General features: G+C 66.1%; 20 protein-coding genes. 16 read left to right on the forward strand and 4 right to left on the reverse strand.

Annotation, left to right across the window (positions count from 1 at the left end; genetic code table 11):
- The first annotated feature begins 14 nt into the window (after nucleotides 1-14).
- The 16 genes from AC3A6F_RS20790 to tatC all read left to right on the forward strand — a co-directional run bounded on the left by AC3A6F_RS20790 (nucleotide 15) and on the right by tatC (nucleotide 11,440).
- Complete coding sequence (locus AC3A6F_RS20790; RefSeq protein ID WP_109345839.1) at nucleotides 15-251, forward strand: BolA family protein; 237 nt, start codon at nucleotides 15-17, stop codon at nucleotides 249-251.
- A gap of 2 nt (nucleotides 252-253) precedes the next feature.
- Complete coding sequence (murA, locus tag AC3A6F_RS20795) at nucleotides 254-1,504, forward strand: UDP-N-acetylglucosamine 1-carboxyvinyltransferase (protein ID WP_487684370.1); 1,251 nt, start codon at nucleotides 254-256, stop codon at nucleotides 1,502-1,504.
- Nucleotides 1,505-1,514: 10 nt separating this feature from the next.
- Nucleotides 1,515-2,189, forward strand: coding sequence for an ATP phosphoribosyltransferase (gene hisG / locus AC3A6F_RS20800; protein WP_147933571.1), 675 nt, complete (start codon nucleotides 1,515-1,517; stop codon nucleotides 2,187-2,189).
- Between the two features lie 9 nt (nucleotides 2,190-2,198).
- Complete coding sequence (gene hisD / locus AC3A6F_RS20805) at nucleotides 2,199-3,536, forward strand: histidinol dehydrogenase (RefSeq protein ID WP_487684374.1); 1,338 nt, start codon at nucleotides 2,199-2,201, stop codon at nucleotides 3,534-3,536.
- On the forward strand, nucleotides 3,533-4,363 hold the full coding sequence (locus tag AC3A6F_RS20810; RefSeq protein ID WP_487684377.1) for a DNA-methyltransferase: 831 nt from the start codon (nucleotides 3,533-3,535) through the stop codon (nucleotides 4,361-4,363). The genes hisD and AC3A6F_RS20810 overlap by 4 nt, the downstream gene beginning before the upstream one ends.
- Nucleotides 4,360-5,463 (forward strand): histidinol-phosphate transaminase, encoded by a 1,104-nt coding sequence (gene hisC, locus AC3A6F_RS20815; RefSeq protein ID WP_487684379.1) that lies wholly within the window; start codon nucleotides 4,360-4,362, stop codon nucleotides 5,461-5,463. The genes AC3A6F_RS20810 and hisC overlap by 4 nt, the downstream gene beginning before the upstream one ends.
- Before the next feature lie 77 nt (nucleotides 5,464-5,540).
- Entirely contained in the window at nucleotides 5,541-6,131 is a 591-nt protein-coding gene (gene hisB / locus AC3A6F_RS20820) for an imidazoleglycerol-phosphate dehydratase HisB (RefSeq protein WP_109345845.1), read from the forward strand.
- A gap of 2 nt (nucleotides 6,132-6,133) precedes the next feature.
- Complete coding sequence (hisH, locus tag AC3A6F_RS20825) at nucleotides 6,134-6,775, forward strand: imidazole glycerol phosphate synthase subunit HisH (RefSeq protein ID WP_487684382.1); 642 nt, start codon at nucleotides 6,134-6,136, stop codon at nucleotides 6,773-6,775.
- Between the two features lie 43 nt (nucleotides 6,776-6,818).
- The gene (gene hisA, locus AC3A6F_RS20830) at nucleotides 6,819-7,595 is read left to right on the forward strand and encodes a 1-(5-phosphoribosyl)-5-[(5-phosphoribosylamino)methylideneamino]imidazole-4-carboxamide isomerase (protein ID WP_320474565.1); all 777 of its coding nucleotides are present in this window, start codon (nucleotides 6,819-6,821) and stop codon (nucleotides 7,593-7,595) included.
- Nucleotides 7,596-7,728: 133 nt separating this feature from the next.
- Nucleotides 7,729-8,490, forward strand: coding sequence for an imidazole glycerol phosphate synthase subunit HisF (hisF, locus tag AC3A6F_RS20835; RefSeq protein WP_487684385.1), 762 nt, complete (start codon nucleotides 7,729-7,731; stop codon nucleotides 8,488-8,490).
- Between the two features lie 9 nt (nucleotides 8,491-8,499).
- The gene (hisI, locus tag AC3A6F_RS20840) at nucleotides 8,500-8,913 is read left to right on the forward strand and encodes a phosphoribosyl-AMP cyclohydrolase (protein ID WP_314436239.1); all 414 of its coding nucleotides are present in this window, start codon (nucleotides 8,500-8,502) and stop codon (nucleotides 8,911-8,913) included.
- On the forward strand, nucleotides 8,910-9,248 hold the full coding sequence (locus AC3A6F_RS20845; protein ID WP_320474563.1) for a phosphoribosyl-ATP diphosphatase: 339 nt from the start codon (nucleotides 8,910-8,912) through the stop codon (nucleotides 9,246-9,248). Before hisI ends, AC3A6F_RS20845 begins: the two co-directional genes overlap by 4 nt.
- Before the next feature lie 164 nt (nucleotides 9,249-9,412).
- Nucleotides 9,413-9,787 carry a histidine triad nucleotide-binding protein gene (locus AC3A6F_RS20850; RefSeq protein ID WP_123068021.1) on the forward strand — a complete coding sequence of 125 codons (375 nt, stop codon included), beginning with the start codon at nucleotides 9,413-9,415 and terminating at the stop codon, nucleotides 9,785-9,787.
- Between the two features lie 117 nt (nucleotides 9,788-9,904).
- Nucleotides 9,905-10,150, forward strand: coding sequence for a Sec-independent protein translocase subunit TatA (tatA, locus tag AC3A6F_RS20855; RefSeq protein WP_320474561.1), 246 nt, complete (start codon nucleotides 9,905-9,907; stop codon nucleotides 10,148-10,150).
- Between the two features lie 12 nt (nucleotides 10,151-10,162).
- Nucleotides 10,163-10,684, forward strand: coding sequence for a Sec-independent protein translocase protein TatB (gene tatB / locus AC3A6F_RS20860; RefSeq protein WP_320474560.1), 522 nt, complete (start codon nucleotides 10,163-10,165; stop codon nucleotides 10,682-10,684).
- Nucleotides 10,685-11,440 (forward strand): twin-arginine translocase subunit TatC, encoded by a 756-nt coding sequence (gene tatC, locus AC3A6F_RS20865; protein WP_487684392.1) that lies wholly within the window; start codon nucleotides 10,685-10,687, stop codon nucleotides 11,438-11,440.
- 27 nt (nucleotides 11,441-11,467) lie between these two features.
- Here tatC and AC3A6F_RS20870 read toward each other — a convergent pair whose 3' ends face one another.
- From AC3A6F_RS20870 to AC3A6F_RS20885, 4 genes are all read right to left on the reverse strand, one after another.
- The gene (locus AC3A6F_RS20870; protein ID WP_487684395.1) at nucleotides 11,468-12,964 is read right to left on the reverse strand and encodes an extracellular catalytic domain type 1 short-chain-length polyhydroxyalkanoate depolymerase; all 1,497 of its coding nucleotides are present in this window, start codon (nucleotides 12,962-12,964) and stop codon (nucleotides 11,468-11,470) included.
- Between the two features lie 154 nt (nucleotides 12,965-13,118).
- Nucleotides 13,119-15,005 carry a DUF885 domain-containing protein gene (locus tag AC3A6F_RS20875; RefSeq protein ID WP_487684397.1) on the reverse strand — a complete coding sequence of 629 codons (1,887 nt, stop codon included), beginning with the start codon at nucleotides 15,003-15,005 and terminating at the stop codon, nucleotides 13,119-13,121.
- Between the two features lie 139 nt (nucleotides 15,006-15,144).
- Nucleotides 15,145-19,284 (reverse strand): DEAD/DEAH box helicase, encoded by a 4,140-nt coding sequence (locus AC3A6F_RS20880; protein WP_487684400.1) that lies wholly within the window; start codon nucleotides 19,282-19,284, stop codon nucleotides 15,145-15,147.
- Nucleotides 19,281-21,212, reverse strand: coding sequence for a dipeptidyl-peptidase 5 (locus tag AC3A6F_RS20885; RefSeq protein WP_487684404.1), 1,932 nt, complete (start codon nucleotides 21,210-21,212; stop codon nucleotides 19,281-19,283). The genes AC3A6F_RS20880 and AC3A6F_RS20885 overlap by 4 nt, the downstream gene beginning before the upstream one ends.
- Nucleotides 21,213-21,302: the final 90 nt, after the last annotated feature.

Below are 21,302 nucleotides of genomic sequence, written 5' to 3' on the forward strand. Positions count from 1 at the left end.
TAACTGGAGTTATCGTGGCGACCACACCCGAACTGATCCACGGCTATATCAGCGCCGGCCTCGAATGCACCCACCTCGACGTGAAGGGCGATGGCCATCACTTCGAGGCCGTGATCGTATCGCCTGCCTTCGCCGGCAAGCGTCCCATCCAGCGTCACCAGATCGTGTACGCGGCGCTGGGCGACCGCATGCGCGAGGAAATCCACGCGCTGTCGATGAAAACCCTGACCCCTGAAGAATTCAAAGGATAAGCATGGACAAGCTCCAGATCGTCGGCGGCAAACGCCTGCAAGGTGATATCTCGGTCTCTGGCGCCAAGAATGCGGCGCTGCCCATCCTGTGCGCGGGCCTCCTGACCGCCGGCGACCTGCATTTGTCGAACGTGCCGCGCCTGCACGACGTGCGCACCATGCTCAAGCTCCTGGAAAAGACCGGCCTGAAGGTCGTGCAGGACGATGAGAAGGTCACCATGAACGGCAGCGCCATCGACACGCTCGAGGCGCCGTACGAGCTGGTAAAGACCATGCGCGCCTCGATCCTGGTGCTGGGCCCCCTGCTGGCGCGTTTCGGCGAAGCCAAGGTCTCGCTGCCGGGCGGCTGCGCGATCGGCTCGCGTCCGGTCGACCAGCACATCAAAGGCCTGCGCGCGATGGGCGCCGAGATCACGATCGAGGGCGGCTACATCTACGCCAAGGCGAAAAAGCTCAAGGGCGCGCGCATCCACACCGACATGATCACCGTGACCGGCACCGAGAACCTGCTGATGGCCGCCACCCTGGCTGAAGGCGAAACGGTGCTCGAGAACGCCGCGCGCGAACCGGAAGTGACCGACCTGGCCAACCTGCTGGTGGCCATGGGCGCGAAGATCGAGGGCATCGGCACCGACCGCCTGGTGATCCAGGGCGTCGCTGAACTGCATGGCGCTACCCACGCCGTGATCTCGGACCGCATCGAGGCCGCTACTTTTCTCTGCGCAGTGGCGGCCACCGGCGGCGACATCGTGCTGACCAATACCCGCACCGACATCTTCGACGTCGCGCTCGAGAAGCTGCGCGAGATCGGCCTGCAGCTGACCGTGGGTGGCGACACCATCCGCGCGAAGATGGACGGCCGTCCGCGTCCGGTCTCGTTCCGCACCACCGAGTATCCGGGCTTCCCGACCGATATGCAGGCCCAGTTCATGGCCGTGAACACGATCGCCGACGGCCCGTCGAAAGTCACCGAGACGATCTTCGAGAACCGCTTCATGCACGTGCAGGAGATGAACCGCCTGGGCGCGCACATCTCGACCGAGGGCAATACCGCCTTCATCAAGGGCGTTGCGCGCCTGGTCGGCGCGCCGGTGATGGCGACCGACCTGCGCGCCTCGGCGTCGCTGGTGATCGCCGGCATGGCGGCCGAAGGCACGACCCTGATCGACCGCATCTACCACCTCGATCGCGGCTACGACCGGATGGAAGTGAAACTGTCTGCGGTTGGCGCCGATATCGTACGTATTAAATAAACTCAAGCAAATGACATTCAATGGCGTAAATGGAGAACCTCAGCTGATCCTGGCGCTCTCCAAGGGCCGCATCTTCGAAGACACCCTGCCGCTGCTGTCGGCGGCCGGGATCGAGGTGCTGGAAAACCCCGAGACTTCGCGTAAACTCATCCTCTCGACCAACGATCCGGGCGTGCGGGTGCTGATCGTGCGCGCCTCCGACGTGCCGACCTATGTCCAGCATGGCGCCGCCGATTTCGGCGTGGCCGGCAAGGACGTGCTGCTCGAGCATGGCGGCGAGGGGCTGTACCAGCCGATCGACCTGCGCATCGCCCAGTGCCGCATGTCGGTCGCGGTCAATGCCGGCTTCGACTACGACAAGGCCGTGCGCCAGGGCGCGCGCCTGCGGGTGGCGACCAAGTTCGTCAACACCGCGCGCGAGCACTTCGCCAGCAAGGGCGTGCACGTCGACCTGATCAAGCTGTATGGCTCGATGGAGCTGGCCCCGCTGGTCGGCCTGTCGGACGCCATCGTCGACGTGGTCTCTACCGGCGGCACGCTGCGCGCCAACAACCTGGTCGAAGTCGAAAAGATCATGGACATCTCCTCGCGCCTGGTAGTAAACCAGGCCGCGCTCAAGCTCAAGCGCGAGCGCCTGCAACCGATTCTCGAGGCGTTTGAACGCGCTTCGCAACAACAAGGCTGAAGCACAATCATGGCAGTACAGATCCGCAAGCTCGATTCCACCGCGCCCGACTTCAAGACGACCCTCGACGCCCTGCTGGCGTTCGAAGCGGAAACCGATGACGCCATCGAGACCGCGGTCGCGCATATCCTGCGCGACGTGAAGGCGCGCGGCGATGCGGCTGTGCTGGAATATACGAACAAGTTCGACCGCATTCCGAACGGCGGCGCGACCTCGATGGCGCAATTCGACATTGGCCAGGCCGAGCTGGAGCAAGCCCTGGCCGCGCTGCCGGAAGCCCAGCGCGCCGCATTGCAGGTGGCGGCGGATCGCGTGCGCGTGTTCCACGAGCGCCAGAAGGACGCCTCGACCGGCTTCACCTTCACCGAGCCCGATGGCACGGTGCTGGGCCAGCGCGTGACGCCGCTGGACCGGGTCGGCATCTATGTCCCGGGCGGCAAGGCGGCCTACCCGTCGTCGGTGCTGATGAACGCGATCCCGGCCCACGTCGCTGGCGTAAAAGAAATCATCATGGTCGTGCCGACCCCTGATGGCGTGAAGAACCAGATGGTCTTGGCCGCCGCCGCGATCGCCGGCGTGACGCGCGTGATCACCATCGGCGGCGCGCAAGCCGTCGGCGCGCTGGCCTACGGCACCGAGACCATCGACCCGGTCGACAAGATCGTCGGGCCCGGCAACGCCTATGTCGCCGCCGCCAAGCGCCGCGTGTTCGGCACGGTCGGCATTGACATGATCGCCGGTCCGTCCGAGATCCTGGTGCTGTGCGACGGCACCACCGATCCGGACTGGGTGGCGATGGACCTGTTCTCGCAGGCCGAGCACGACGAGCTGGCCCAGGCCATCCTGCTGTGCCCCGACGCCGATTACATCGCAAAAGTGGAGCAAAGCATCCACAGGCTGCTGCCGACGATGCCGCGTCAGGCCACCATCACGACGTCGATGACCGACCGCGGCGCCTTGATCCTCGTGCGCGACATGGATGAAGCCTGCGAGATCGCCAGTTCGATCGCCGCCGAGCACCTCGAAATCTCGGCCGTCGATCCGATGCAGTGGGCCGATAAGATCCGCCATGCCGGCGCCATGTTCCTCGGCCGTTTCTCGTCCGAATCGCTGGGCGACTACTGCTGCGGCCCGAACCACGTGCTGCCGACCTCGCGCACGGCGCGCTTCTCGTCGCCGCTGGGCGTCTACGACTTCCAGAAACGCTCGTCGATCATCCAGGTCAGCGAAGCGGGCGCCCAGACGCTGGGCAAGGTCGCCGCGACCCTCGCCTATGGCGAAGGCCTGCAGGCGCACGCGCGCAGCGCCGAGCTGCGTTTGAATCCAGTGCCGCCGCAGGCATCATGACGTCCTGGGTCAACCAGGTATTCTGCGAGGATGCGCTGGCCGGCCTGGCGCGCATCCCGGACGGGTCCATCGACCTGATCCTGACCGACCCGCCCTACAACCTGGGCAAGGACTACGGCAACGCGTCGGACCAGCAAAGCGTCGAAGCCTATCTCGCCTGGACCGAGCAGTGGATCGACGCGGTCGTCCCCAAGCTGAAAGCCAACGGCAGCCTGTACATCTTCCTCACCTGGCGCTTTGCGCCAGAGATCTTCGTGATGCTGAAAAAACGCATGACGATGATGAACGAGATCATCTGGGATCGCCGCGTGCCGTCGATGGGCGGCAGCGTGCGCAGCTTCTCGTCGGTGCACGACACCATCGGCTTCTTCGCCAACCGCAAGGATTACTATTTCGACCTGGACGCGGTGCGCATCCCGTATGACGCCGAGACCAAGAAGGCGCGTTCGCGCTCGATCTTCGTCGGCGCCAAATGGCTCGAAGTCGGCTACAACCCGAAGGACGTATGGAGCGTGTCGCGCCTGCACCGCGAGCATCCGGAGCGCGCCGACCATCCGACCCAGAAGCCGCTCGAGATCATCGAGCGCATGGTCAAGGCTTCCTGCCCGCCGGGCGGCGTCGTGCTCGACCCCTTCATGGGCAGCGGCACCACCGCCATCGCCGCCAAGCGCCTGGGCCGCCAGTACACCGGTTTCGAACTGAATCCCGACTACTGCGCCATCATCGCCGAACGGCTGGCCGCGCCCGAGGTGCCGGTCACCGGGGCGAAGGCAAAGAAACTGCGCAAGGCCGCCAAGGCCGTTATCACCACGGAAGAAACATCATGACCGACATCGCTAAACTGATCGAGAACACCATCCGCGCCGACGTGCGCGCCGTGGGCAGCTATCACGTGCCGGACTCGATCGGCTACGTCAAGCTCGACTCGATGGAAAACCCGTACCAGCTGCCGGACGCGTTGCGCGCCGAACTGGGCGCGCGCCTGGCCGAGGCGGCGCTGAACCGCTATCCGGTGCCGTCCTACCGCACGCTGAAAGACCGGATCTGCAGCAAGCTGGGCGTCCCGCAAGGCTATGACGTCCTGCTCGGCAACGGCTCGGACGAGCTGATCACGATCCTGGCGACCACGATCGCGCGCCAGGAGCGCGAGCCAGGCAGCCGCCGCGCCGTGGTGATGGCCCCGGTGCCCGCCTTCGTGATGTTCTCGCGCTCGGCCCAGTTCGCGGGCGCGGATTTCGTCGGCGTGCCGATCAAGTCCGACTTCTCGCTCGACCTGCCCGCCATGCTGGCGGCCATTGCCGAGCACAAGCCGTCGCTGGTGTTCCTGGCCTATCCGAACAACCCGACCGGCAACCTGTACGATGCCGGCGACATGGTCGCGATCATCGAGGCCGTGGGCGAGCACGGCATCGTGGTGGTCGACGAGGCCTATCAACCGTTCGCCCGGGTCAGCTTCATGGAGCGCCTGCCGCAATACCCGAACCTGGTCGTGATGCGCACCCTGTCCAAGCTGGGCCTGGCCGGCATCCGCCTCGGCTATATGTCGGCTGCGGCGCCGCTGCTGGCAGAGTTCGAGAAGGTGCGCCCGCCGTACAACGTCAATGTGCTCACGCAAGTGGCGGCCGAGTTCGCGCTGGACCACCTGGATGTGCTGGACCGCCAGGCGGGGCTGCTCAACGAGGAACGCACCCGCCTGGCGGCCGCATTGACGGCCTTGCCGGGCGTGGAAGTGTTCCCGTCGGCCGCCAATTTCATCTCGCTGCGCGTGCCCGATGCCGAGCGCGCCTGCGCGATTCTCCATGGCGAGAAGGTCTTGATCAAAAATTTGAGTAAAATGCATAAATTGCTGGCCAACTGCATCCGCGTCACGGTCAGCACCCCCGAAGAGAACGACCAGTTCCTGGCAGCCCTGAAGACGTCGCTGTAATCCAGCGCCCCTGACGGACACCATTTAATCCAGCCGGCCTCTCCCCAGCGAGAGACCGGCCACGAACGCCCTGAGCAATGACCCGCACCGCCGACATTACGCGCAATACCAACGAGACGCAGATCCGCGTCTCGATCAACCTCGACGGCACCGGCCGCCAGAAGCTCAATACCGGCGTCCCCTTCCTCGACCATATGCTCGACCAGATCGCGCGCCACGGCATGTTCGACCTCGAGGTCGAGGCCGTGGGCGACCTGCACATCGACGCCCACCACACGGTGGAAGACGTCGGCATCACGCTGGGCATGGCCGTGGCCAAGGCGATCGGCGACAAGAAGGGCATCGTGCGCTACGGCCACTCGTATGTGCCGCTGGACGAGGCGCTGTCGCGCGTGGTGATCGATTTCTCGGGCCGTCCTGGCCTGGAATTGCATGTGCCATGGACGCGCGCCATGATCGGCGCCTTCGACGTCGACCTGACGGGCGAATTCTTCCGCGGCTTCGTGAACCACGCGGCCGTCACCCTGCACATCGACAACCTGCGCGGTGTGAATGCCCACCACCAGTGCGAAACCGTGTTCAAGGCCTTCGGCCGCGCGCTGCGCATGGCCACCGAGCTGGACCCGCGTGCGGCCGGCATCATCCCGTCGACCAAGGGCAGCCTGTAATCATGGCCAACAAGATCGTCGTCGTCGATGGACTCGGTAACCTGCGCTCGGTGGCGCAGGCCCTGCGCGCCGCCGCGCCCGAGGCCGACGTCCTCATTTCCAGCTCGGCCGCGGATATCGACCGCGCCGACCGCATCGTGCTGCCGGGCCAGGGCGCCATGCGTGACTGCATGAACAGCCTGCGTGCATCCGGCCTCGAGGACGCGCTGCTGCGCGCCGCCAGGACCCGTCCGATCATGGGCGTGTGCGTGGGCGAGCAGATGCTGTTCGAGGAGAGCGAAGAAAACGAAGGCACGCCCGGCCTGGGCCTGTTGCCCGGCAAGGTGGTGCGGTTCCAGCTGGATGGAAAATTGCAGGCCGATGGCTCGCGCTTCAAGGTCCCGCAGATGGGCTGGAACCGAGTGCGCCAGGCGCGCCCCCACCCGCTGTGGGAAGGCGTCGAGGACGGCAGCTATTTCTACTTCGTGCATAGCTATTACGCAGCGCCGCAGAACCGTGACGACGTGATCGGCGAGACCGACTACGGCGCGCCGTTCTGCTGCGCCGTCGGCCGCGATAATATCGTCGCCACCCAGTTCCACCCCGAAAAGAGCGCCGCCGCCGGGCTGCGCCTGTACCGCAATTTCATCCACTGGAATCCTTGATTCCGCGTCTCCGATTTAACCCGTCAACCAACCGACAACGACCATGCTGCTGATCCCCGCCATCGACCTGAAAGACGGTCACTGCGTTCGCCTGAAACAAGGCGATATGGACCTCGCCACCGTGTTTTCCGAAGATCCCGCCGACATGGCGCTGCATTGGCTCAAGAAGGGCGCGCGGCGCCTGCACCTGGTCGACCTGAACGGCGCATTCGCGGGCAAACCGAAGAACGAGAGCGCCATCAAATCGATCCTGCAGGTAGTGCAGGAATACGCCGAAGACAACGGCCTGGACGAGATCCCGGTCCAGCTGGGCGGCGGCATCCGCGACCTCGACACCATCGAGCGCTACCTGGACGACGGCATCAGCTACATCATCGTCGGCACCGCCGCGGTCAAGAACCCGGGCTTCCTGCACGACGCCTGCGGCGCCTTCCCGGGCCACATCATCGTCGGCCTGGACGCCAAGGACGGCAAGGTCGCGACCGATGGCTGGAGCAAGATGTCGGGCCACGAAGTCATCGACCTGGCCAAGAAATTCGAAGGCTACGGCGTCGAATCGATCATCTACACCGACATCGGCCGCGACGGCATGATGGCCGGCGTGAACATCGAGGCGACCGTCAAGCTGGCGCGCGCGGTGAAGATTCCCGTGATCGCCTCGGGCGGCGTGCACGTGCTGGCCGACGTCGAAGCGCTGTGCGCGGTGCAGGACGAAGGCATCGAAGGCGTGATCTGCGGCCGTTCGATCTACGAAGGCACGCTCGACCTGGCCTCGGCCCAGGACCGCGCCGATGAACTGACGGAAGGGGCGCAGACCTGAACACGTCGTTCCCGCGCAGGCGGGAACCCAAGGTTGCATGCTGAGTGGTACTGAATGCATTTCCACTATGCGTAAAACTTGGGTCCCCGCCTTCGCGGGGATGACGGTTTTTGGGTCAACGCAGAGAACGACTATGCTAGCCAAACGCATCATCCCCTGCCTGGACGTCACCGGCGGCCGCGTGGTCAAGGGCGTCAATTTCACCGAGCTGCGCGATGCCGGCGACCCGGTCGAGATCGCGCGCCGCTACGACGGGCAGGGCGCCGACGAGATCACCTTCCTCGACATCACCGCCTCCAGCGACGGCCGCGACCTGATCCTGCCGATCATCGAAGCCGTCGCCTCGACCGTGTTCATCCCGCTCACCGTCGGTGGCGGCGTGCGCAAGGTCGAGGACGTGCGCCGCCTGCTCAATGCCGGCGCCGACAAGGTCAGCATGAACACCTCTGCCGTCACCAATCCGCAACTGGTGTTCGACGCCGCCAACAAGCATGGCTCGCAGTGCATCGTGGTGGCGATCGACGCCAAACAGACCAGTCCCGGCAAATGGCAGGTGTTCACCCATGGCGGCCGCAATGCCACCGGTCTCGACGCGGTGGAATGGGCGCGCAAGATGGAGAGCCTCGGCGCCGGTGAGTTGCTGCTCACTTCGATGGACCGCGACGGCACCAAGATCGGCTTCGACCTGGGCCTGACCCGCGCCGTCTCGGACGCCGTGGGCATCCCCGTCATCGCTTCCGGCGGCGTCGGCGGCCTGCAAGACCTGGCCGACGGCGTGCTCGAAGGGCATGCCGACGCGGTGCTGGCCGCCAGCATCTTCCACTACGGGCAGCACACGGTCGGCGAGGCCAAGCGCTTCATGGCTGACCGCGGCATCCCGATGCGCCTCGATTAAGGAAGCCACATGCCGACCAATGCCAAGTGGCTCAACAAGGTGCGCTGGGACGAGCACGGCCTGGTGCCGGTGATCGCCCAGGAAGCGGCGACCGGCGACATATTGATGTTCGCCTGGATGAACCGCGAAGCGCTCACGCGCACCGTCGAGACGGGCGAAGCCGTGTACTGGAGCCGCTCGCGCAAGAAGCTGTGGCACAAGGGCGAAGAGTCCGGCCACATCCAGAAGGTGAGCGAGATCCGCCTGGATTGCGACGAAGACGTGGTCTTGCTCAAGATCGAGCAGGTGGGCGGCATCGCCTGCCATACCGGCCGCCATTCCTGCTTCTTCCAGAAGTACGACAATGGCGACTGGCACAGCGTCGAACCGGTGCTGCAGGATCCCGACACCATTTATTCCCCGGACAAGAAGAAGACCCCATGAGCGTTACCCTGGCCCGTGTCGCGGCCGTGATCGAATCGCGCAAGCCCGAGCACGGCGGCGACCCTGCGACCTCGTATGTCGCCAAGCTGTTCGCCAAGGGCGACGATGCCATCCTCAAGAAGATCGGCGAGGAAGCCACCGAGCTGGTGATGGCGGCCAAGGACGCGCGCGTCGCGAACGATCCATCGAAGGTGCTGTATGAATGCGCCGACCTGTGGTTCCATTCGATGGTGTTGCTGGCCAAGTTCGACCTCACGCCGCAACAGGTGCTGGACGAGCTGGCGCGGCGCGAAGGCGTGTCCGGCATTGCCGAAAAAGCTGCACGCAAGGAATAATATGCCGGAGGCGTTGCAAGTGAGCACCTGCTCACTGTGCGTCACGCCCCTTCCGGTGTCATAATCGGTTTCTTGCCGTCATAGCGATGTCACGAGGCGCTGATACGATGCCTCGGCTTCATGGTCTGTAAGTCCTTGAAATGTTGTAATAATCTGGAGACAAGATGGATAACTGCATTTTTTGCAAGATCGTCGCCAAGCAGATTCCGGCCGCCGTCGTCTATGAAGACGAGGACGTGCTGGCATTCAAGGACATCAACCCGGCGGCGCCGGTGCACCTGCTGGTGATCCCGAAGCAGCACGTGTCCACCTTGTCCGATTGCACCGAGGAACACGCGTCGGTGCTGGGCAAGATGCTGGCGCTGGCGCCGAAGCTTGCAAAAGAAAATGGTATTGACGTCAAGACCGGCGCCGACGGCAAGCCGAACGGCGGCTTCAAGACGCTGATCAATACCGGTCCGGATGGCGGGCAGGAGGTGTATCACCTGCACCTGCATATGTACGGCGGCCCGCGTCCGTGGCGCGGTCTCGGACTGTGAAGCGGGCTCTAAGCCAGGACTAAGTTTCAAGGGGGCAGAGTGCCCCCGCATCGCGTATACTGAGGTAGACGCTTTCCCCGATTTTTTCAGGCGCATGCGCCTTGCTAGGAGAATAACATGGGTGGTTTGAGTATTTGGCACTGGGTCATCGTGCTGGTGGTCGTGATGCTGATCTTCGGCACCAAGAAGATCGGCAATATGGGTTCCGACCTCGGCAAGGCCGTCAAGGGCTTCAAGGACGGCGTGAAGGGCGACGAAGAGAAAGCTGCAGAAGCGAATCCGGCGGCGCCAGCCCAGCCGGCCCAGCAGGTGGCCGACAAGTCGACCATCGACGTGGAAGCCCGCGACAAGACCCGCCTGTAAGCCGCGAGTTCCATGATCGATCTTGGACTGTCGAAAATCGCGATCATCGGCGTGGTCGCCCTGATCGTGATCGGCCCTGAAAAGCTGCCCAAGGTGGCGCGCATGGCCGGGACGCTCTACGGCCGCGCCCAGCGTTACCTGCACGACGTGAAGTCCGAGGTCAGCCGCGAGATCGAGCTCGACGAGCTGCGCAACCTGCACAAGGAAGTGCAGGAGAAGGCGCAATCGTTCAAGAGCGAGGTCGAATCGGCCACCAGCGATTTTGAGTCGTCCGTCACCAGCCACGTCGACGAGGTCGAAGCCCTGTGGGATGGCCGCGCGTCCCACGACGCCGGCAACACGATCGCGCCGACCGTGGCCGACATCGACCGCAAGGCCAAGGACTTCCGCCGCAAGAAGCTGGTGCGCACCTCGAGCGTGCCGGCCTGGTACAAGAACCGCCATGGCACCAAGCGCCATGTGATGTCGGGCGCCGCCCGGGTGCGCAAGTTCCGCCCCGGCAGCGCCAGCAAATCCAATTCTTCTTTCTTCTAAATGACAGAGCAAGCCGCCGGCGAAGACACTTTCATCTCGCACCTGGTCGAGCTGCGTGACCGCCTGGTCAAGGCCTCGATCGGGATCGCGATCGTGTGCGCCGTGCTGATGGCGTGGCCGGGGCCGTCGCATATCTACGACCTGATCGCCGCGCCGATGATCGCCTCGATGCCGCCCGGCTCGACCATGATCGCCACCGGCGTCATCTCGCCGTTCCTGGTGCCGATGAAGGTCACCCTGCTGCTGTCCTTCATCCTGGCGCTGCCCTGGGTGTTCTACCAGGCCTGGGCCTTCATCGCGCCCGGCCTGTACGCCCACGAAAAGCGCCTGGTGCTGCCGCTGGTGATCTCGTCCTCGCTGCTGTTCATCGCCGGCGTGGCGTTCTGCTACTTCTTCGTGTTCGGCCGCGTGTTCCACTTCATCGGCGAATTCGCGCCGACCTCGATCGCGGTCATGCCCGATATCGAAAACTACCTCGATTTCGTGATGTCGATGTGCCTGGCCTTCGGCGCCTCGTTCGAGGTGCCGGTGGTGGTCGTGATCCTGGTGCGCATGGGCGTGGTCAGCCTCGAGAAGCTGCGCGCGGTCCGTTCCTACGTGATCGTCGGCGCCTTCGTCATCGCCGCCATCGTCACTCCACCGGACGTGGTCAGCCAGCTGGCCCTGGCCATCCCGATGTGCCTGCTCTATGAGCTGGGCCTGCTGGTAGCGCCGATGTTCGCGCGCGCCACCCGCGCGCCGGAAGAAACCGCATAACGATAGCGCCGGGCATCCGCCCCGGCGTTACGGACAATTCCCCACGACGTAATACCCCTGCGCCGTCTGCGCCAGCGTGCTGGTGAAGAAGGTGTTGTACAGGCCCATGTTCTGGTTCGAGCCGTTGGCGAGCGCATAGCCGCCGCTCGCGTGGGCTCGCCCCGCCTGCACGTGGGCGTAGTTGCTGGCCAGGCTGGTCGTGCAGGTGAACACCGGCGGCGGCGTGCCCGTGCCCACCTGGAAGGCGGGGATGGCGCAGGCATTCGACGTTTGTCCGTTATTGCCGATGGCCGTCACGCTGCCGCCGTAGCTGCCGTCGGCGCGGTTCGCATAGGCCTTGCTGAACGCCGCGCCGCTGCCGGCCGCAGCGTCGTCGACCGGCGACGGCCCATTGAGCAGCACCCGGTAGCCGGCGATCGACCCTTCGGCGAAACTGGCGGCGCCGTTCACCGTGACCGTCGACCCCGACACGCTGGCGCTGCACGAGGCCATCACGGGCGCCGGCGCCTGCGACACCCGCAGGTTCTTGTTGAACCAGAAATCCATGATGAAGGCCGGGTAGTTCACGCGGGTCGCATTCACGTAGTTGGCGTTCTGGCCGCCCGTGCCGGCCGGCCAGGCGTGGGCTAGCCCTGTTACCGTGATCTGCGACGTGCGCACCTTGCCGTTCGCGTCCGTGTATTCCACATTGCTGCCGCTGCCCGGCACGGTCACCGCCGGGCCCTGCGTCCAGGCGCCGCCATACACCTGGCGCATGGCGGCGGCGTCCAGTGGACCATAGGCTTGCGCCACCGTGTAGTCGCTCGTGCCCCAGATCACGCCGGTGACCTGGGTCGCGAAATGTCCGGATGCGCTGCCGGCCATGGCCGAACAGGCATTGGCGGCGGTGGTCGAGCTGTAGCCCGATGGGACCAGCGAGATCTGGCCGGTGGTCACTCCCGGCGGCGGCGCGGCAGAGAGGCCCAGGCCGGCGAACAGCTTGGGCGCGGTGCAGCCCAGCACCATGGCCTTGGCGCCGCCCGAGGACAGGCCGGCCACGTACACCTGTTTCGGATCGATCGCGTACTGCGGGTTGGAGAGGAAGCGGTTGATCAGGTCGAGCAGCACCGCGGTGTGACCATAGGAACGGCTGCGGTTGGTGGCGGCCCAGTCCCAGCAGTGGGTGCCGTAGACGTTGCCGGTGGCGTTCGGCGCCAGGATCACCGCGCCATATTGGTCCGCCACCGCCTTCCAGTTGTAGCCGGCGTCGCCGCTGCCGTTGATCACGTCGCCGCCGGCGGTCTGCGCGCAGCCGTGCAGCACCAGCACCAGCGCGCGCTTGTTGTCCAGGACCGGCGGCGTGGCCGGCCAGTAGTAGTAGCCGCTCAGGGCGCCGCCATGGGTGGTGTCGCTGGCCCAGACCTGGTTGGCGCTCCAGGCGCCGGGGCCGGCCTGGACCGGGGTTTGTGCGAGGGAAGAAGTGAACGGCGCGCAGAGCGCCAGGCAGATCGCGGCTTGCGCCGCTCGTTGGTGGAAGGGCTGCATGCGTGTCTCCGAATATGATTGTCGTGGGCTGGCCGGGGCCGGCCTGCCACATTCATCATAGTTCGGGAGACGGGGCGCACAAGCGGGCGCGCGAGCACGCCGCTTGTGCGTTTTTGCACGGCCATCATGGACAATGAGGGCCATGCAGAGAGGGTTACTGCATCAGTTCCGAGATCATCTTGACCGGCGCATTGCCGTAGCTGAGGAACTGGTCGTGGAATTGTTTCAGCTGGAAGCGCTCGCCCAGCTGCTGCTTGCGGCGCTCGCGCAATTCCATGATCTGGTGGTAGCCGCTGAAGTAGCTGGTCAGCTGCACCGAGGTCAGGGTCACGCGGCGCCATTTTTCGTCGGCTTCCTGGCGCGTCTGGAAGGCCTGGCGGGTAAGCAGGTCGATCGCCGCCTCTTGCCCCATGCCGTTCACGTGCACGCTGTAGTCGAGGATGGTGTTGGTCACGCTGCGCAGATTCCACTTCGAGTACATCAGCCACATCTCGGGCGCGTTGTCGCCGTAGCCCGATTCGAGCATCATGCGTTCGCCATACACGGCCCAGCCTTCGACCATGGCGCCATTGCCGAACAGCGACTTGATCAAGGAAGGCGAGCGGTTGGCGTGCACCAGTTGCGCGTAGTGGCCGGGGATCGCCTCGTGGATGTTCAGGATCTGCAGGATCCACTCGTTGTACTCGCGCAGGCTGCTCTCGGCCTGTTCCGGCGTGAGGTTGTCCATCGGCGTGACGTTGTAATACGTCTTGTCCTTGGAGCGGTAAGGGCCCGGTGCATCGATGCTGGCGCCGGCCACGCCGCGCTGGTACATCGGCGTTTCGCGCACCTCGAGCGGCTTGCTCGGGTCCAGGGTCAGCAGGTCGTGCTTGATCACCCAGTCCTGCAGCTGCGGGATCTGGCGCCGGATCTCGGCAAAGAAGTTCTCGCGCGCGACGTGGCGGGCCGAGAGCTTGTCGATCATCATGCCGATCTTCTGGAAGCGGTCCTGTGGCTTGTTGACGCCCGCCATATAGCGCGGCCACAGCTCGTCCGAGATGCGGTCCATATGCGACAGCAGTTCCTCGCGCGTGACCAGGGCCTTGCGGAAGGTCTCCTCGGCGCTGGAGGACGACTGGATGTCGAGCGCGAACTTCTGCTCGTACAGCGCCTTGCCGGCGCGGAAGGGACGCGCCTGGCCGCTGGCCGCCTGGCGCTTCTCGACACCGCTCAGGAAGTCGACGTAGCCCAGCACCGCGCTGCCGGCGTTGGCGATGCGCTGGGCGAAGATCGCCTTCTCTTGCGCCGTCAGGATCGATTCCTGGGCCGCACGGCCCAGGTCGGCCAACACGGCCATCGTGCCCGGCGCCTGGCCGATCGCGAGCTGGGTGTGCTCGCGCGTCGGGTTGGTGATGGAGGCCTGCGCCGCCGCGTAATAGGCCGGCACGTCGGCCAGGCGCTTGAGGATGGTGCGCAGGCGCTGCGGCTTGGCGGCGTAGTCGGTGTTCAGGATCAGGTCGAGCGGCGCGGCGACGTTGTACTGCGACGGATTCCACTCGTATTCGCGCCAGGTGGAGAGGCGCCAGCGGTCCTTCTCGAGCTTGTTGACCAGCAGGGCCAGGTCGGTGCGGTAGCGCGGCGACAGCTGTTTGGGATCGAGCTTGCCGAATTTTTCCAGCCACTCGTTGGCGAAGGCCAGCTGCTTGGCCCGCGTGTCGGCGTCCGGAATGGTGAGGTTGGCGGCGTTGTCGAACTTGCCGACATAGATGCCGCCCTCGGGATCCACACGCCACAGGGCGGTCAGGTATTGCATGCTCAGGGTCGACATGCGGCGGTCGAGGCGTGCTTCAGCGGCGTTCGCGCTGGCGGCACCAGCAGCGGCAGCGCCGGCGCCGACGGCAGCGGCGCCCACCAGGGCCTTCTTGCCCTTGCTGGAGGTCTTCTTCTTGACGACCTTCGAGGATTTGGCCTTGCCCTTGGCTGGCTTGGAGGTGGCGGCGATGGCCGGCGTCAGTGCGAAACACGCCAGCAAGGCCGCCAGCGCGATTTTCGTTTTCATCATCGTTATTCAGCCCTGTAACTAAGGAGATGTCTGGATGCGCGCAGGCGCGAAGGCGTGCAGATTAGCATCAAAACCATGCTTTGCGGACGGTTGAAACATTCCGACACGCATGAATGCCAACATTGACGAATCGACAAACTTAGCGTCCGAGCCCCGCCTTGAGCATCTCCAGCATATCCCCCGGCGACATGCGCGCCGCCATCTCGGTCCCTTCCAGCAGGCTGTCGGCCAGGTCGCGCTTGTGGCGGTGCAGGTCGACGATGCCTTCCTCGATCGTGCCGCGCGCCACCAGGCGGTAGATGGTCACCGGCCGCTGCTGGCCCATGCGGTGGGCGCGATCGGAGGCCTGGTCCTCGACCGCCGGGTTCCACCATGGGTCCATGTGGATCACGTAGTCGGCCGCCGTCAGGTTGATGCCGACGCCGCCCGCCTTCAGGCTGATGAGGAACAGGTCGCCCTCGCCGGCCTGGAAGGCATCCACGCGGCGCTTGCGTTCCTGGATCGGGGTCGATCCGTCCAGGTACTGGTAGGCGATGCCCTGCGCGTCGAGATACTGGCGGATCAGGGTCAGGTGGTCGACGAACTGGCTGAACACCAGCACCTTGTGCCGGTTCTCGAGCAGGTCGGTGGTCAGGCGCGCAAACGTCGCCAGCTTGCTGCTGGCGATGCCGGCGCCGGGCGCCACCAGCTCGGGATTGCAGCAGGCGCGGCGCAGCCGCATCATCTCGGCCAGGATCTCGATCGCCTTTTGCCCTTCCGGCGCTTCGAGCGCGGCCAGCTTGTCGAGCGCCTGGCGGCGCAGCGATTCATACAGCGCGTTCTCCTCTGCGCTCAGTTCCACCGGGACCACGATCTCGGTGCGCGGCGGCAGCTCGGACAGCACTTGCGCCTTGGTGCGGCGCAGGATGAAGGGCGCGGTCAGGCGCCGCAGGCGGGATCTAGCGCCGGCCTCAGCGCGTTTGTCTTGCGCCTTCTCGATCGGGCCGGCAAAGCGCAGCTGGAACTGGTCGGCGCTGCCCAGCAGGCCCGGATTGATGAAGCGGAACAGGTTCCACAATTCTCCCAGGTGGTTTTCCAGCGGCGTGCCGGTGGCCGCCATGCGGAAGTCCCCCTGCAGCGCCATCACCGCCTGCGAGCGCTTGGTGTGCATATTCTTGACCGCCTGCGCTTCGTCGAGCACGATGCTGCGCCAGCGCCGGCCCTTGAAGCGCGCCGCTTCCAGCTGCAGCAGGCCGTAGCTGACCACGACCACGTCGAATGGCCCCGCGTTGTCGATCGTCGCGGCGCGCTCGCCCGGACCGAACAGGTGCAGCTTCAAGGTCGGCGCGAAGCGGGCGGCCTCGTCGATCCAGTTCAGGCACACCGAGGTCGGCGCCACCACCAGCGCCGGGCCGTCCTTGGCGCGCGTCAGCAGCAGCGCCAGCGCCTGCAAGGTCTTGCCGAGACCCATATCGTCGGCCAGGCAGGCGCCCACGCCCCAGTGCGCCAGGCGCGCCAGCCACTGAAAGCCGTCGACCTGGTAATCGCGCAGCTCGGCCTGCAGGGTGGATGGCAGCTCGGGCAGGTACGCGGCATTGTCGGCCATGCGTTCCAGGTGCCCCTGCCAGGCCTTGTCGGCGTCGACGTGGCCGGCCTCACGCGCCAGCTCGTCCAGCGCGAAGCTGGCCAGCGCGTGGGTGCGGATGCCGTCGCCATGCAACTCTCCATAGGCGCCCAGCTCCGTCAGGCGCCGGTGCAGCTCGTCGGACAGGGCCAGGTATTCGTTCTCGCCCAGGGCCACGAAGCGGCTGCCGCTCTCCTGGATCTTTTCCAGCAGGGTGCGCAGGTTCATCACGCGGCCTTCGTCGATCACGACGTCGCCGCTGGCTGCGAACCAGTCGCGTTCGCGCCGGATCTGCACCCGCACCGATTTCGTCGTGGCCTTCCTGGTGACCCTGAATTTTTCGCCCTCGGGCCAGGCGACCACGATCGCTTCGCCATCCAGCGCGCGCAGCTGGTCGACCAGTTCCAATGCCAGGAGCGGCTGGCCGAGCAGCCATTCGCCGTGGTCCGGTTCCGCGTGTTCGAGCGCCTGGCATGTGCCGATCAGCTGGCGCTCGGCTTCGCGTTCGGCGTTCAGGTCGCGCTGCGCTTCGGTGCGGATGCCGTCGACGTCGGCGATCACATTGGCCGCGCCTTCGCCGGGGCCGTAATAAGCGCCGCCCGGCAGGGGACGCACCAGCAGCTGCATGCGCATGCCATGCTGGTAGGGACGCAACAGCACGTGCAGGCGCGGGTCGGCCGGCACGGTCTCGATATCGCTGCTGCTGGCGCCGATGTCCGACTGCACGGTGACGATCGACGACACCGCGCCGATCGCGCGCAGCACGCGGCGTTCGGCTTCCATCGGCACCGTCAAGCCTTCGCCGACGATGGCGGCGATGCGCCGGTGCTCGTCCCTGATGTGCACCAGGCGCAGGCGGGTCGGCGTCTCGCGCGTGACCACGACGTCGCCAACATTGTCTTCTACCGGCGGGTTCAGCACGATCGACACCTTGTCGCCCAGTTTCTTGACCAGCAATTCCGGCTCGCCCGGCAGCAGCTCGACCCGCGTGCCCGGCGCATCCATCCAGAACAGCAGCGGGTGGCCGACCAGGGCGGCCAGCGCCTTGTGCACCTCGAGCTCGAAACGGATGCCGCTGCCGGCGTAGTAGCGGCGGCCGGCGATCGCGTTCACGGCCTGCAGGTCTTGCGCGGTCAGGAAGTCGAGCCCGGCGCCTTCCTCGGCCAGGCGTTTCAGGCCCATGGCGCGGCCGCGGCTCCAGCCGCCTTGCGCATCGCGCTTCTGCTCGCGCGGCTCCAGCTCTTGCACGCCCAGGTGCGGGTCGTAGCGGATCAGCCAGACCAGCCTGGATTCGCGCACGTTCTCCACGTTCGCCGCCGGCTGCAGGTTGATCAGGGCATTGAGCTGGCGTTCCCACGGTTCCTCGCGCGCGAACCAGCCGGTCATGTCGGGCAGGCGGCGCTTGCGCCGCAGTTCGCTCGCACGTTGTTCATGCGCCAGGTGGCCGGCCTGGCCCATCTGCGCCAGCACACCGGCCAGCTGGGCCGACCACAGGTCGAAGCCGGCCGCCTCGGATTGCAGCAGCATGTCTTCCAGCCGCGCGCCTTGCGCGTTCAGTGAGGGCAGGGCCAGCCAGTGATGGATCAGGGCGCGGAACACGGTCGGTTCCAGCGACATCTCCCAGCTGCGCGTGCCGAACAGTGCCGCGTCGACGGTGCCGCGCTGGATCTCGTGCAGCATGCCGAGCTGGAACCACACCGCGTTGTCGGCCCGCTGTACCGCGCGCGTCTCGATCTCGAGCCAGGCGTCGGCCAGCTTGAGGTGGCCCGGGTCGCTGCTGCGCAGCAGGGCGGCCATCGCGATGTGCGCGCAGTGGCCGTCGAATACCGCCTTGCGCTTGCCGGTTTCGCGGCGCAGCTGCTTGATCGACGCATCGATGCCGGCCAGGCCCGCATCGCTATCGTCGCGCAGCACCTGCACCACGCTGCGCAGGAACAGGCCGGGCGAATCGCTCATCTCGTTCACCAGAGACAGGGCGTCGTCCAGGCGGCCGCACAGGATGTAATGTTCGCCGAGCGAACGGCGTAGCGGGCTTTCGGGGCTGCTGCGCGGTATCAGGCGTTCGGCGTACTCGCGCACGCCCGGCGCCAGCGCCGGTTCGCTGCGCGCATGCATGACCAGGATGTGCAGGATGCCTTCGCGCATGCGTGGATGGATGCGCTCCATCAGCGCCGGCGCGAACGGGCGCGCGCAGACGTCGACCAGCGGATGCAGGTAGCTCGACTCGTGGCAGCGCTGGCAGGCATCGAGCAGCGGGAATACGACGTCGTGCTCCTGCCCGGTGAGCAGGGCGATGCGCAGCAGGGCCAGGCCCTGGCGGTAGGTGCGCAGCATCAGGTTGCCCTGCCAGTCGCGGCGTACTGTCGACACCTGGGCATAGGCGCCGGCCACATTGTCGAACAGGCCATCGTCGAGGGCCGCATCCAGCACCGGCCAGGCCAGCTCGGGAGCGATGCCGACGCCGCGCTCGCTCATGTCGACCACCAGGCCGCGCTCGCGCAGGCGCGCCAGTTCTTCGGCCCATTGGGCGAGCGGCAGCGCTACGCCCAGCGCCCGCATATGTTCCAGGATGCGCTGGCGGCCCATCGGCTCGCCCGCGATCGCCAGCACGACCAGCAGCGCGCGTTCTTCCGCCGTGCAGGTGTCCAGGCGTGCAGTGACGTCTTCCACCATCATCCGAGGTTCTCGATCTCGATCGCAGGCAGGTCGGCCGGCACCGGGATGCCGAACACGCGCAGGTAGAAATACAACTCCGCTTCCAGCGTGCGCACCACGCTGGAAGCCTTGCGCAAGCCATGGCCTTCGCCTTCGAGCGTCAGGTAGGCCACCGGCAGCTTGCGCGCGCGCAGCGCCTCGACCATGCTCTCGGACTGCTGCGGCGGCACCACCTTGTCGTCCAGGCCCTGGAAGAAAATCATCGGCCGGCGCAGTTTATCGGTATGGTGGATCGGCGAGCGCTCACGGTACACCGCTGCGGCGGTTTCCGACGGCGCGATCAGGTACTGGTTGTAGTGCGACTCGAATTTGTGCGAATCGGCGTCCAGGCCGGCCAGGTCGGACACGCCGTAGTAGCTGGCGCCGGCCTTGAACACGTCGTGGAAGCTGAGTGCGGACAGCACGGTCAGGCCGCCGGCGCTGCTGCCGCGGATCAGCAGGCGTTCGGGATCGACGACGCCTTGCGCCGCCAGGTGGCGCGCGCCGGCCACGCAATCCTCGACGTCGACCACGCCCCACTGGTGCTTGAGCAGGTTGCGGTAGGCGCGGCCGAAGCCGGTGCTGCCTCCATAGTTCACGTCGAGCACGGCGAAGCCGCGGCTGGTCCAGTATTGGGTGGACAGCTTCAGGGTGCTGGCCGCCATGCCGGTCGGGCCGCCGTGGCCGATCACGATCAGCGGCGGCAGTTCGCCGGCCGGGGGCGCATGATCGACATTGGTCGGCGCATAGTAGAAAGCGTAGGCAGTGCGCCCGTTCTCACTTGGGTAGCCGATCGCCAGCGGCACTGACAGGTAGCCGGTGGCCGGCAGTTGCGGGATCGAGTGGGCCAGCACCTCGCTGGCGCCAGTCTCCAGGTCGATCCGCGCCAGCTCCGGCGCAATGGTCGGCGCGCCGCCCAGCAGGGCCACGACGTCGCCCTGCACCCGCAGCTCGCGGATCTCTTCATACGGCGACTCCAGCGGCAGCAGATTGCCGCCCGCCAGCCTTGCCAGATGGCTGACGCCTTGTTCGACGTAGGCGCACACGATCTCGTCCTCGGAGCGAAAGCCGTACAGCGCTCCGCCGAAGCTCCAGTGGGGGCCGGCGAATTCGGCATCAACCGGGCACAGCGCGTGCACGACGCCGTGGTCGTAGCGGTACAGGTTCCACCAGCCGCTGCGGTCCGACACGAAGTGCAGCACGCCGCCGGGCGACCATTCGGGCTGGCAGATCGATTCTTCAGGGCCGCCCGCGACCAGGCGGCCGTTCACCAGCGAACCGTCATCGGCCACGTCGGCCAGCCACAACTCCGTGCCTTCCCACGGCATGCGCGGATGGTCCCAGCACAGCCAGGCCAGCTGGCGGCCATCGGGCGACAGGCGCGGCGCCGCATAGAAGTCGTTGCCGTCCACGAGCACGGTCTCGGCGCCATCGAAGCCGATCGCGGCCAGCGTATTGACGGGATAGGTGGCGCCGGCCGAGTGATCCTCGCGCACCGAGATCAGGCGCCGGCGCGCGCCATCGAGCACGAAGTCGGCAAAGCGGTGGCCCGTACCCTCGGCGCTCACGGCGACCGGCTGGCCATCCGTGTCGACCCGGTACAGGCGGTTGTCCGCATGGTGCGAGAACCAGGCCGCGCCCCCGGCCAGCAGGCAGGCGCCGCCGCCGTATTCATGGACGCGGCTGCGCACATTGAAGGGCGCCGGGGTCAGCTCGCGCGTGCCGTTGGCGTCGTGGACCATGAGCGTCGTGCGTCCGCCCTCGCTGGCGCGGCCTTCGAGCCAGCCCATGCGCGGCCCGTCGAGCATCAGCTGGGCCAGCGGCACCGCGCCGGCGGCGACCACCGCGGCGCTGATCGGGGACGGCCAGGCGCCGCAGGGCAGGGGTTGTTTGCTGGTGGCAATCGTCATGATCTGGGCTCTTTCCTTGGTCGGACGAGCATTATAGTGTTTGCCCAAGAATGCGATAATAGCCGTTTCCTTACCAACGCCCTTGTCAGC

It is taken from the genome of Massilia sp. Soil_C_3 (assembly GCF_057657035.1).

What these genes read in the sequence shown, in the direction of transcription:
- murA (WP_487684370.1), top strand. Translation starts at nt 254, where the DNA reads ATGGACAAGCTCCAGATCGTCGGCGGCAAACGCCTGCAAGGTGATATC.
- hisG (WP_147933571.1), top strand. Translation starts at nt 1,515, where the DNA reads ATGACATTCAATGGCGTAAATGGAGAACCTCAGCTGATCCTGGCGCTC.
- hisD (WP_487684374.1), top strand. Translation starts at nt 2,199, where the DNA reads ATGGCAGTACAGATCCGCAAGCTCGATTCCACCGCGCCCGACTTCAAG.
- AC3A6F_RS20810 (WP_487684377.1), top strand. Translation starts at nt 3,533, where the DNA reads ATGACGTCCTGGGTCAACCAGGTATTCTGCGAGGATGCGCTGGCCGGC.
- hisC (WP_487684379.1), top strand. Translation starts at nt 4,360, where the DNA reads ATGACCGACATCGCTAAACTGATCGAGAACACCATCCGCGCCGACGTG.
- hisB (WP_109345845.1), top strand. Translation starts at nt 5,541, where the DNA reads ATGACCCGCACCGCCGACATTACGCGCAATACCAACGAGACGCAGATC.
- hisH (WP_487684382.1), top strand. Translation starts at nt 6,134, where the DNA reads ATGGCCAACAAGATCGTCGTCGTCGATGGACTCGGTAACCTGCGCTCG.
- hisA (WP_320474565.1), top strand. Translation starts at nt 6,819, where the DNA reads ATGCTGCTGATCCCCGCCATCGACCTGAAAGACGGTCACTGCGTTCGC.
- hisF (WP_487684385.1), top strand. Translation starts at nt 7,729, where the DNA reads ATGCTAGCCAAACGCATCATCCCCTGCCTGGACGTCACCGGCGGCCGC.
- hisI (WP_314436239.1), top strand. Translation starts at nt 8,500, where the DNA reads ATGCCGACCAATGCCAAGTGGCTCAACAAGGTGCGCTGGGACGAGCAC.
- AC3A6F_RS20845 (WP_320474563.1), top strand. Translation starts at nt 8,910, where the DNA reads ATGAGCGTTACCCTGGCCCGTGTCGCGGCCGTGATCGAATCGCGCAAG.
- AC3A6F_RS20850 (WP_123068021.1), top strand. Translation starts at nt 9,413, where the DNA reads ATGGATAACTGCATTTTTTGCAAGATCGTCGCCAAGCAGATTCCGGCC.
- tatA (WP_320474561.1), top strand. Translation starts at nt 9,905, where the DNA reads ATGGGTGGTTTGAGTATTTGGCACTGGGTCATCGTGCTGGTGGTCGTG.
- tatB (WP_320474560.1), top strand. Translation starts at nt 10,163, where the DNA reads ATGATCGATCTTGGACTGTCGAAAATCGCGATCATCGGCGTGGTCGCC.
- tatC (WP_487684392.1), top strand. Translation starts at nt 10,685, where the DNA reads ATGACAGAGCAAGCCGCCGGCGAAGACACTTTCATCTCGCACCTGGTC.
- AC3A6F_RS20870 (WP_487684395.1), bottom strand. Translation starts at nt 12,964, where the DNA reads ATGCAGCCCTTCCACCAACGAGCGGCGCAAGCCGCGATCTGCCTGGCG.
- AC3A6F_RS20875 (WP_487684397.1), bottom strand. Translation starts at nt 15,005, where the DNA reads ATGATGAAAACGAAAATCGCGCTGGCGGCCTTGCTGGCGTGTTTCGCA.
- AC3A6F_RS20880 (WP_487684400.1), bottom strand. Translation starts at nt 19,284, where the DNA reads ATGATGGTGGAAGACGTCACTGCACGCCTGGACACCTGCACGGCGGAA.
- AC3A6F_RS20885 (WP_487684404.1), bottom strand. Translation starts at nt 21,212, where the DNA reads ATGACGATTGCCACCAGCAAACAACCCCTGCCCTGCGGCGCCTGGCCG.